The following is an 11,609-nucleotide window of genomic DNA, read 5'->3' as shown; positions in this document are numbered from 1 at the left end:
CTATCTTTCACCGTCAACCCTGTGTATCCCTGAAACGCAAAGCGTTATGTAAAACCAGCGCGATAACCCATGAAGGGTTCCATTTATTGCTGTGTCCCCGGTGATTCCAGTACGTTTGGAAAAAGCCTTCTCCCTGCTCCCCGGCAACGGTAAATCCCCATTCGCCCGGTTTCGTACAAATGCCCTGTCCCATCGCCTCCAGCGACACGCGTCCCCACCGCTCGTACTGCTCTTTGCCGGTTAAGCGGCCAAATTTCCAAAACTCGTAGGTTGGAAAAAATACATCCAAATGGTGGTTTTGCACACTGACGCCAGGCCATCCTACAGCGCTAAAATCCGTGTTCCGGAATGCTGAGCCTTGGTTGTATGCCGGGTTCCACACATATACAAAAGTTAAAAGCCAATCAGCAGCAATCTCAGCCCATTCCTGATACCGTTCATCCCTCGTCAAAAGAAACAGTTCGTATGCGGCTAGGAAAAAGTACATGCCCGCTTCTTTGTCCTCACACTTGGCATCCAGCGTGGAACGGGCAAATGGCCGCTCGAACGTCTCGACATGCAGTTCGTAATAACGCAGCATCATTCGCTCAGCGAATTCCAAATAATTGCTCTCCTGCGTGATCCAATAGGCTTTCACGAGAGCGATCAAACAGGGGATCCCCGCAGCTGTTATCATGTCATCTGCCGGGGTACCGTCCATTCGCCATGCGGAAGGGTAGATGCCCGTTAACAGCGCGCCGCCCGTTAAGAAATCTGCGGACTCGCGCAGCGCTTCAATCCAGCTTAGCGGAACTTCCCGACCGTTTTCCCGGAATAGATGCGCTATCTCCGCCAAATCAGCGATCGTTTCACCGTATGCCCGGCTTGAGACGACCGGCTCTTTATTCCAGTAAAAGTCATCCCAAACTCCTTCATTTAACCGATACAAACTATGTCTCACACCAGGGACGTCAGTGCGGCTCTGCTCTACATAGAAATCAACAGCTCGTATGCATTTCTGGACTCGTTCTTCCTGCCCGGTTTCAATACCTAATTTGGCATCGCACCAGGCCAGCTTCAAACACTGTCCCGTCCAACCGTACATGTAATGCAGCGGATGCTTGGGGACGGTCCCGTTAGAATCGGTAAACTTGATATAGCCTGCGGCCCCCTGTTCCCCGCTTCGATACCGATCATCCATCGCATGGGTCTTAAGTCGAATCATCTCATCCAGCGATAGCGGACTTTTTCCCACCGGCGCGAAAAGCTTATCGCTCTTTCGAACAATTTCACGAAAAGCATGGCCTTGGCGGTCTGCCACTCCCCAATCCAGCGCATACATTTTGGTTAATGTGCGGCCTTGCTCGAAATCCATATATCCATCGGAGTAAGATTGCGTAGTATTTTTAGCGATAAAATAAGTATCTTTCTCCCCGTTAAACATCAGAACGCCGCTTAGCGCAACGGCCGTGATGCGACTCTCCTCTTGGATGGCTCCCAGCGAGCCGTAATGCACAACTCCGTCTTCCGACTCCACAAAGTCAGGGATCGAAAACAAGGAGAGAAACCGCGTCTCCTCTTCCTCCCATTCAACATTCACGCAGGGAATGGGCAGTCTGTGCTCTTCGCAGATGAAGCCAAGACCTGGCTCCACGCCAAGCCGTGGCACGATCCGATTCGGATCAGAAGATGGGTTGTTATTGTAAATCATGTGGGGAATCGTCACTTTTTCACGTCTTCGCTTCGGAAGCGTGAACAGGATGCCCACGGCTGCTTCACGAATGAAGTGATCGCTCCGATTCTCCCAACTCATTTGCATCCGCAGGAGGTCCTGTTCGTCAAACGCCAGACACAGCGTGACGTACAAGGCTTCTAAAAAACCACTGATCCGAACCATGCCAATCTCGTCATTGACTTGCACATCCCTCAGCCCAGGTGTATCCATTCGCCACGGTCTGCCCGTGGAATAACTTAGCATGTCATTCAACCGCCCTGTGAAAAAGGGAGAGGGCTCGCCCTCTGATCTAAGCATGAGCTGTAAACCTTCTTGCGTGACTGCTATCTCGGCTCGTCGCTTCTGATTGCGGCTAACAATGGTGTACAACACTCGGGGCTCACTCCTTTCTCGCTCATCAAAGTCACTAGCAGGCGGTCTAACGTTGGATTAAAGCCCACTCGGCCCGCTAATGGCAGGCATACGAAGAATAGCAGCCCTTTGCCTAAACGTTTCAATCCTACAACAGGCAGCTTCCGCTTACCCGGTGTCTCCGAATGCGCCTGGTAAGCAAATACAATCGGTTCGATGCCCTCGCCGGTCAAATGGCTATTGGTCATGCCATCCAGCCGGTCTGTCGTCAAGTTATAAAAATAAGAGTAATCGTCCGGCTTGACGCTTGGCATGTTGAGACCGTCAACTTGCATAGAAAGCGTATACACTTCTCGTAATTTCACCGTCTGAATTTGTGTATCATCTAATTCCCATGTACCGTTATCCGCGTGCTTCAGAATACATACAGCTGTTGCGCCTTTGCGAACTTTTGCAAGGATGGCCGTCCGTTGGCTGTTGAATGCTTCCGGGGATGAGACAACAAGCGTACAGTCGTTCTGCACCTCTTCGGAATAACGCTCTCCGTTAACGTTCAGCAGTGAGCCGAGCAGTTCGGATGCTGCGTCGAGATACGCGACCTTCTGAGGGGACTGGATTCTCGCCTTTGCAAAAGCCTCAAAAGTAAACCTTTCTGCATTTAATACTTGGCCGTCTTCATCTATCAATTCCGCATCCACGTATAATTTCTGTCTGTCTTGAACGGAAGGCACGGAGAATCGAATTGAACCCGCATACAGCGATGAAGCTATCGGTAGTAAACTAACGATTTCGTAATGTGCATAGTCCTTTGAATCATCACGCAGTGTCGCAACAATCCGGCACTTCCCGTATTCCTTTGCTGTATCGTTCAAAAGCCAAGCTTCAATTTCCAATGTCTCGCTTTCATATACCTTCCAGCGATCGCTTCGCAAGTTAACGCGAACAGGCTCCAAGCAGTCCTGATAGGTGAAAAATGCCGGTTTCGGTTTTCGATCGACACCTACAAGAGCTTTCATCCAACCTGCCGGCCAAGCGTCTATCAGCAGATGGATCGCCGTGGATACAACCCGATCCGCTCTTCTGCGCCATGCATCCGTCATCAATTTCGTCGCTAAACTTTGATGCTTTTGACTGGCCTGGATCCAATCGTGCATATTGGTTTGTTCCGCATACCAATCTCCGTGAAGATTGTAGGTTTGTGCGCCATGGATGCTATTCGGCAGCCAACGATCTTGCTCCGATGTCGGGAGCCATTCCTTGGGATAACGGCTTATCATAAGCTCCGCATGATCCAATCCTTCGGTCCCGTACTCGCCGCATCCCGCTTTCCAGCCCTCTCGGATCGTTGGAAGGTACCCTTTGTACATTTTCCCAACAGGAATAACGTTGTTCGTGTACCACAAATTATAGCAATGAAAATCGGGCAGCCCTTCACGGGTAGGCGGGTTGTAGTCCCCCTCCACGTTTTTCACAACTCGATCCGGATTCTCAACAAATATGGCTTGCCTGGAGGCTACGAAAAAAGCTTCCAACTCATTTCTGTGCAAATAACGGTGACCCTTGCGCCTTTTCTCCGTTCGAGAAGGCTCGTTGATCAGCGATACCATAATGGAGGACGGATGGCTGCGAATCAGCCTTTCCATTTCAGCTGCTTGCTTCACGCCCTCGACAAATTGATTTCGACGAATAAAGCCGAACGTAGGCAAATCGCATTGATGCATCATGCCGAGCATATCGAAATAATCATAGATTTCTTCCTGCACGGGACGTTGTGTAATTCGGTAAAAATTCAAATTCGCCAATTTGGCAATCAAGATATCATCCATTAATTGGTCAAAATCGTTGTTCATCACACACTGCTGCAGATGCCCCATCTCATTGGCGCCTCTTAGTACGATCGGTTGATTGTTCAAATAAAGCGTGCCTTTCGGAACCTGCTGTTCATCCATATGAAATTTCCGCATACCGAAAGTGCGATCCCGGCTGTCTGTGCAGTGGCTGCCATTTTTCACTTCGATACGCACGGCATAAAGCAAGGGAGATTCCGGTTCCCACATTTTAAATGCAGGAAATTCTACTTTGTAACGGAAATAATTAATACCCGGCCCCGCATAGGCCACTGTAAATGAGATTGGCTCAATTCCATCACCCTCAAAATTCTGGGGCATAATGGCCAGTTCCAACTCAAAATTCTCCATCACACGCGTCGTGGTGTTCACGGCATCAATCCAGACTTCCACAGAGCCGGTGTCAATATCCGGTCTAACGAAGACATCCTGGATAAACAGTTCTGACCGCTGTTCCAGATACACTTGATTGTAAATGCCCGCTCCCGGTGGACAGTGGCTCCAACCATTGTACGGATCATCCCAGCCTGGACCCGTCGCTGCGTATATCTTATCGCCATCCAGCTTCGTTCCCCCGACACCCATCATGGGAATGTCCGTCTGAACCTCAACGACGAGCGTATTGTTTTCCTGCAAAAAGTCGGTCACATCAAATTCGAACGGTGCGAAAAATCCCTCATGACTGCCAATGCATTTGTGATTGAGGTATACCGTCGTTTTATAATCAACACCCTTGAATACGAGATATACGCGTTTTCCTTCTGGAATGCCGGGATAGGCAAACTCGCTGCGATAAAATCCCGTCCATTTGCCTTCTTCCCCGCTAGGTCCGCGGAAATCTGGGATCGTCACCGCTTCCCAATCCCCTGCACCGTCCAGTACGCGAGTAAAACTAACGTCTTCAGGCGTTTGATAGCGAAATTGAAATTGGCTGCATACTTGCCGATCCCGTGTCATCGAAGGAGTCGGCACTAAATTTCTCATATAAGGTCTGTACTTTTCGCGCAGTTGTCTCAACTCTTCATGAAATCGATCCATTTGAGCATCGAATGTAAGCTCTGGCACGCGCTTCGCTTTATCCGTGCCCGGTGTAAAATATTTTTTATCAACAGTTATAGGCGGAATGTCCCGCAGTTCATCTTTATTTCCGGGATGTTCACGAAACGCAATTTCCGCGAACTGATCCAAACGTTTGGTTGGCTCCAATCACATCTCCACCTTACTTCTCGTCATACCCTCACGATTTCATAATCTAACGTATAGCCTTCTTCATCTTGCGGATACATGCGTACTTCTGTCGATCCAAATCGCTGTGTCCAAATCTTGTTTTTCCCTATAAAAGGCTCCACAGCCTCTTTCACTTCACTTGCCATAAAATCGGTTGTGACAATCCAGCCTCCGAAACCAGCTCTCCCGCTTTTCTTTCGGTGTTCCGGGCAATCCGTAGGAAGGAGCCAATCTGCGATGACGACAACCGCGCCGTCTTCCGCCTTTTTCGTAATCATTGAAAACGTGTTTGTGCTCAGTGTCGTACCACCGACGATAATTAACTTGGGCTGACCTAATTGGTCGGCCGTAACGTGCTCATCGAACGCCAGAACATTTGGCATTGGGTAAAATAAAGGGTGCACCCGTCTGCCTGCCCCTCCGGAAAATCCTTCCACCAATGGAAAATGATCAAGTGGAACGTCCTGCTTTAACTGATGTCTCGGGAAGTCGTACCCCGGAATATGCAGGCAGCTGCCGTGGGCCGGTATGGTTCCTCGGCTAAGCAGATGCCAAATGTGAAACACGCTTTGGCTATGTGAGACATCTTGCGTCTCACTCATGCGATTGCCGAAAAGCCGCTCATTTTGTCCATAGTTACTATCATCCGAATGAATGACTGCAATATCGGCCTCTGCCTGGGAGTGATGCCAAGCCAGCGGGTGTTCGGGAACAAATTTTCGAACGAATTCCAGCCAAACCTCGCCGAATTCCGTTTTCATGAAGCCCTCAGGCTGATGTCTAAGCAATACATCGATATTTTCTACGAATAAATGGGTTGGCCCCATGAAATAGCCCATTTTCAAAGCCGATTCAAATTCCTGCGGAGAATGTCCGGGAAAACCGGGGAACCGTGTAAACCATCGGCCCGTATCAGGTCCCCACAGATCCGCACAGATCCACAATGCCCGCCCATATTGCTTGGCTGCCCCCAGAGCCGTCGACAGCTGCAGCGATTGGAACGATTCCTTCATGATTTTCGGGCAAAGAACCATCCCTGCTCTGGCAAATGTATGAAACATGGTAGGAAATACATGTTCCGCTATTAATGGTACGGACGTACTCGCTAAACCCGCTTGCTCCACAATGCGGCTCACATGTTCCGTTCGGGTTCTTACGGATTGTTCAACTTTGCTCCGAGCTTCTGCCAAACTTAAACCTTCCGTGCTGCCCCAATGCGGAAACCATCCATCCTTGCGGTATTGCCCGACGTTGATTTGCAAATGCTCCGGTTCGTCATACAGCAGTCCCAGGCATCGGCCAGAGGTGGAGGCTTCGACGATCGCCTGATCCGGAATGTCATACCGATTCGTTCCTTCCACCCAAGGTCCGTTGATGTTGCCATATTCGTTTCCGAGGCAAATATCCATTCCTCCTGCGGTAATATCCGCAACTGCATCCCAATGATCCGTGCCTGGCAGCACATGATGCACGTAGAAATCCGCTCCTAATTCACGCAAGCTGTTTACAAAAGCACCTGGTTCCGGTCTCGGATCCTGTGAGAGACAAACACTTCCTGTTCCCGTCCGCATGATGAGATCGGATGCCTCACCCGCCCATGGATCCTGCCACGCCACGACTGGCCCTTGAATACCTAGTTTCGGTTTATGCATCACCTGTGTTCGTCACTCCCCAGTTCGCCTCAACATTCGCAAAGGATTGGCGGATAATGGTCAGGCAATCCCCCACTTCTTCAGGCTTCGCATGTTCCAGAATCAAAGGAATCTCCGGCATCCGGCGAGCAAGAAGCTCCGCATAGACGTTCCAATCTGCTTGCCCCGCCCCGACTCGAGGTGTCGTGAATCCTTCGGCAGCGTAAAGCGTATCTTTGGCATGCGCGATAGGACAATGCTCGCCGATATGGTCAAACATTTTCGCCATCGCTTCGGGTTGTCTGCTCAAATCTTCCTGCTTCAGGTAGTTAAAAGGATCCATAATGAACGCCAAACCTTCCGTTCCCAGGCGCTCTATCATCTCCTTGGCTTGTTCCGTCGTGGCAAGCACGTTGTTGACAAAACCTTCGGCTAGCAAAACGGCACCTTGCTTCACCGCTCGATTTCGCAAGCGATCTATGATTTGCAGCAGCTGCTCCCATGCCTCAGGGGTACGATTGCCTTCGTAGTCGCGCCAAGCGTTAGTCGGATGAAGACTTCCCGTCTCCGTCGCCATATACCTAGTCCCATAAACCGAACATAGGTCGATCATCTTTTCCAGCTGCTCCAGTTTGGCTTCCCTTTTTTGCAGATTGGGGTTCATTAAATTCGTATAACCGGATAAACCGATGACCGTGATGCCCTTACTTTTAAAAATAGAGCGAATCTTCTCAGCACGCGTGAGTGAGAATGGCTGGTCATCCATCACCTGCATCGCTTGCTTGGGATCAAGTTGCACATATTTCATGCCATGATTACGCGCATCTTCCGCCATGGCTTCCGCGCTCCAGCCCATATACACGTAGCTCATAAATCCAAGTTGATTCATCTCACAACGCTTCCTTTCAACAAATCCGCTCTCTCCACGACACAGGCTTCCTGGCTGGAGTTTACCATCGCGGTTGTCAACGCTACCGTTTGGATATTATCCTCTGCCGTGACCGGCGGGAGGTTCCCTTCTTCCAAGGCTGTCATGAACGCGATCATCGAACCGGCGAAAGCATCCGGGAACCACGTACCTTTGAGCTTGATTTCGTGAACGACATTTTTGTGTTTGTTGAGTGCCATATAGAGGGTATCTTGCGTGCACCACAAGCTTCCTTCTGTCCCGTCAATCCACCAAGTATTGCTGTGTGAGCGGCTTGCTTTGGCAATATTGTTAAAATGCAGCGTCGCCATCAGCGGGTTCCTGCCGCCTTTGGGACCAAATTCGATATTCGCCGAATAGATCAGCGGGTCGATGGCGTTTTGCTTCGTTAACTGGGCTGTCGTGCAGTGTACCCTGGACCATTCCTCCGGATAAGGATTGAAGTACCGGCAGAGGTCCACATAGTGCACACCATGGTCGACAATGTTGAAATTTTTCATTGTCGTCCACCACCAGCCGGCCTGATCCTGGAACGAGCGCATATTGTGGTGAATGCTGTATACTTCTCCGATCAGGTCCTGCTCCAGCACCGTTTTCAGCGCTTTGTGCGCTGGCGCAAAGCGAGCTTGCTGGTTGACTCCCAGAATAATTCCCAACTTGGTTGCTGCTGCGTTCAGGCGTTCAGCTTGTGCCAAATCCAGGTGCAAAGGCTTTTGGCACAATACAGGCCTTGGTGCCTTCCCGATTAACCTCAGCACTTCCAGCCGCGGTTCAGGATGGATGGCCAGGTCGATTACACCTACATCTTCCCTCTCAAGTAGCTCATTCACATCCGTCGTCCAAAATGGAATATCAAACTTTTCCGCTGTGGCGCGTGCCGCTTCCTCGTTGACATCGCAGCAAGCAGCTATGTGCAAACCGTACTTGCGGTATGCCGGTAAATGGGCCGTATTCGCTATGCTGCCGCATCCGATGAGGCCGATTCCGTATTCATTTACGTTGCTAAGACGCTTCTTATTAGGCAAATAATCGTCTGGTCTAATGAATTCCATAGTTACACCTCTTTATTTCTTACATTACACGAGGATGGAAAAACATTTATAGGGTGTTCATGCTTTTTTGTAGGGAGGATTCAACCACGTTGGTTTTTCTGCGTAAAAAGCATCGAAATATGGCGAGTGGGCAGTCGCGGGGTCTTAGGTACAGGGATGGCGTTAAGGGTACCCTGGTGGAACGGTAAATTTGATAGAGTTGATTCGCTGTCATGCCTCCATGAGGAAATATAGGGGAACTACAGGCCTCTATTCCACAGAAATAGGCCATATTCCAAGGGTTTGGGGAACTACGGGCCTCTATTTTGACTCTTTCATGCGGGAAACTGGAAAACTCGGCGAAATAAGAGCCTGTAGTTCCCCTTAGCGTGGAAACAGCTCGTTTTCCTCGGAATAAGGGACCATAGATCCCATTCAGGAATAACTCCCCTTGGCCCCCCGCAACAACAAAAAGGCCACCCATCGGGTGACCTTCCCAAAAACCATCTAAATATTCGTTGCCTCTCTCAAGCTCTCACTCACCGCGGGCTTTCCAAGCGATAGCACATACTTCTTGCCCGTCTCGGCTTGGAAAGTAAGCATACCGGACTGCTCTTCCAATACCGCCTCTACCGCAGCTCCTCCATCGGATTCTACGATAAGCGGCAGCTGGCCGCCTTTGTAAATAACGGTGCAAGCCTGGCTGTACTTGGCCTGAATAACACAGTGCGTCATCGCCCCATCTTCCCAGGCCAGATCAATTTCGAAGCCGCCGCGAGCTCTCAACCCGCTAACCGATCCACGTGCCCATGCACTTGGCAGCGCTGGAAGCAGGTTGATCTCCCCGCGATGCGATTGCAGCAGCATCTCAGCAATGCCGGCGGTTCCGCCGAAATTGCCATCGATCTGAAACGGCGGGTGATTGTCGAACAAATTCGGCAGTGTGGAATGCGACAGCAGCATGCGAAGATGCTCGTACGACTTTTCGCCGTCTTCCAAACGGGCAAAGAAATTAATGATCCACGCCCGGCTCCAGCCCGTATGGCCGCTTCCGGCTTCCAGTCGGCGATCCAATGTTCGCTTGGCGGCATCTGCCCACTCCGGCGTATGGCGAACATGAATCATTTCACCAGGGTGCAAAGCGAACAAGTGGGAAATATGACGATGTCCCGGATGCACCTCATCCCAATCCTTCACCCATTCCTGCAGCTGCCCGTGCTTCCCGATTTGCGGCGGCGGCAATTTGCGAAGCTTGCGCTCCCATTCTTGCCTTGTTCCTTCGTCTGTTTTCAAACGTTCAGAAGCCTCGATACAAGCACGGAACAAAAAATAGATAATTTGCGTATCCATGGATGGACCAACGGTCAAACAGCCAACGCTGCCATCAGCGCCGATAAACTTATTTTCCGGCGAAGTGGACGGTCCGGTGATCAGGTACCCATTCTCATCTTCAAACAAATAGTCCAAGAAAAACTCCGCCGCTTCCTTCATGATCGGATACGCCCGGTCGCGCAGGAACCGCTCATCCTGTCCGTAACGGAAATGCTCCCAGAGATGAAGAGTTAACCATGCCGCGCCCATCGGCCAGATCGATCCCGGCATAAAGTTACCTTCAATTTGGGTAGCTCCCCACATATCCGTATTATGATGGGCGACAAACCCTCTGCAGCCATACACTTCCTGCGCCGTTTTCCTGCCATTGATCCGCATGCGATCGATCAAATCAAACAATGGCTCATGGCATTCGGGCAGGTTGCACACTTCCGCGTGCCAATAATTCATCTCCGTGTTGATATTAATGGTATATTTACTCTCCCACGGCGGTGTAAAGCTTTCGTTCCATATCCCTTGCAAATTGGCAGGATTGGATCCAGGACGAGAGGAAGCCATCAACAAGTATCGACCATATTGAAAATATAATTGCGCAAGCCCAGGATCGTTTCCACCTTCTTTGAACCTCTGCAAACGGGCATCGGTCGGCAGCAAATCCGCTTCTTTGCTCTCTTCGGGACGGCCTAACTCCAGCTTCACACGTTGAATTCTGCTCGTATGATCCGCCAGGTGGTCTCGCTTGACTTTATCGAACCCCTTGCCTGCCGCATGTTCTAACTGACGCGTGCATATCGCAATCGGGTCCGAGTGGCGGAAGGAAGTCTGCGCCGCGAGATAGATGGTTACCGCTTCTGCCTGAACAATGAGGAAGTCGCCAATCACTTTCACCGACCCGCCGTCGGGAACCGCTTTCACAGCGGCGCAATACGTGACGCCTCCTCGGCCATTTTCACCGCTCATCACCAATGTATCGTTGGCAATCTTTTGCGTGCCTTCGTCAAAAGGCCTTCGGCTCAAATGCATGCGCAGATTTAACTTCGCCGGCCGATCACACTTGATGCGAATGACGATCACTTGATCAACCGCGCTGCTGAACATTTCCCTGGAATGCTGAATATCGTTCAGGCAATAGCCTACTTGCGCAATCCCCTGTTCAATATCTAATTCCCGATAGTAATTGGAAATCATCTTCTTTTCGCCGTCATGATAAATTTGAAAATCTCCAAGCGGCTGATACGGATGCAGGGATTTAGGAATCGACATCATCCCCATTTGCGCAAGTTCTTCGGCCTCGATCTGCTTCCCTTTCATCAACAACTGGCGAACCATTGGAAAATGCTTCTGTCCCTCTGGATTATCACCGTTAACGGGTCCTCCATACCAAACCGAGTCCTCATTCAGCTGCAATCTCTCATTATTCACTTTGCCGAATATCATCGCGCCGAAACGCCCATTGCCGATCGGAAGCGCATCGTTCCAAGATCTTGCCGGTTTTTCGTACCACAACTTTGTACCATTGGCTGAATTTCTCACTTGTTTCATCAGCAA

6 protein-coding genes are annotated in these 11,609 nt (G+C 50.4%); all 6 read right to left on the bottom strand.

The window, feature by feature from the left end; translation table 11 throughout:
- Positions 1 to 13 precede the first annotated feature (13 nt).
- Positions 14 to 2,086 carry a hypothetical protein gene (locus tag AC3WTJ_RS13075; RefSeq protein WP_492522109.1) on the bottom strand — a complete coding sequence of 691 codons (2,073 nt, stop codon included), beginning with the start codon at positions 2,084 to 2,086 and terminating at the stop codon, positions 14 to 16.
- Positions 2,038 to 5,118 (bottom strand): glycosyl hydrolase 2 galactose-binding domain-containing protein, encoded by a 3,081-nt coding sequence (locus tag AC3WTJ_RS13070; RefSeq protein ID WP_492522108.1) that lies wholly within the window; start codon positions 5,116 to 5,118, stop codon positions 2,038 to 2,040. The genes AC3WTJ_RS13075 and AC3WTJ_RS13070 overlap by 49 nt, the downstream gene beginning before the upstream one ends.
- Before the next feature lie 23 nt (positions 5,119 to 5,141).
- On the bottom strand, positions 5,142 to 6,791 hold the full coding sequence (locus AC3WTJ_RS13065) for a hypothetical protein (RefSeq protein WP_492522235.1): 1,650 nt from the start codon (positions 6,789 to 6,791) through the stop codon (positions 5,142 to 5,144).
- A complete protein-coding gene (locus tag AC3WTJ_RS13060; RefSeq protein ID WP_492522107.1) occupies positions 6,784 to 7,659 on the bottom strand; it encodes a sugar phosphate isomerase/epimerase family protein in 876 nt (291 codons plus the stop codon). The genes AC3WTJ_RS13065 and AC3WTJ_RS13060 overlap by 8 nt, the downstream gene beginning before the upstream one ends.
- Positions 7,656 to 8,750, bottom strand: coding sequence for a Gfo/Idh/MocA family protein (locus tag AC3WTJ_RS13055; RefSeq protein WP_492522106.1), 1,095 nt, complete (start codon positions 8,748 to 8,750; stop codon positions 7,656 to 7,658). The genes AC3WTJ_RS13060 and AC3WTJ_RS13055 overlap by 4 nt, the downstream gene beginning before the upstream one ends.
- A gap of 486 nt (positions 8,751 to 9,236) precedes the next feature.
- The gene (locus AC3WTJ_RS13050; protein ID WP_492522105.1) at positions 9,237 to 11,603 is read right to left on the bottom strand and encodes a glycoside hydrolase family 95 protein; all 2,367 of its coding nucleotides are present in this window, start codon (positions 11,601 to 11,603) and stop codon (positions 9,237 to 9,239) included.
- Positions 11,604 to 11,609 lie beyond the last annotated feature (6 nt).

It is taken from the genome of Paenibacillus sp. FW101-FHT12H11 (assembly GCF_058790355.1).
Note: the sequence above shows the minus strand (reverse complement) of the source record. Positions and strands in the feature narration are given on the sequence as shown.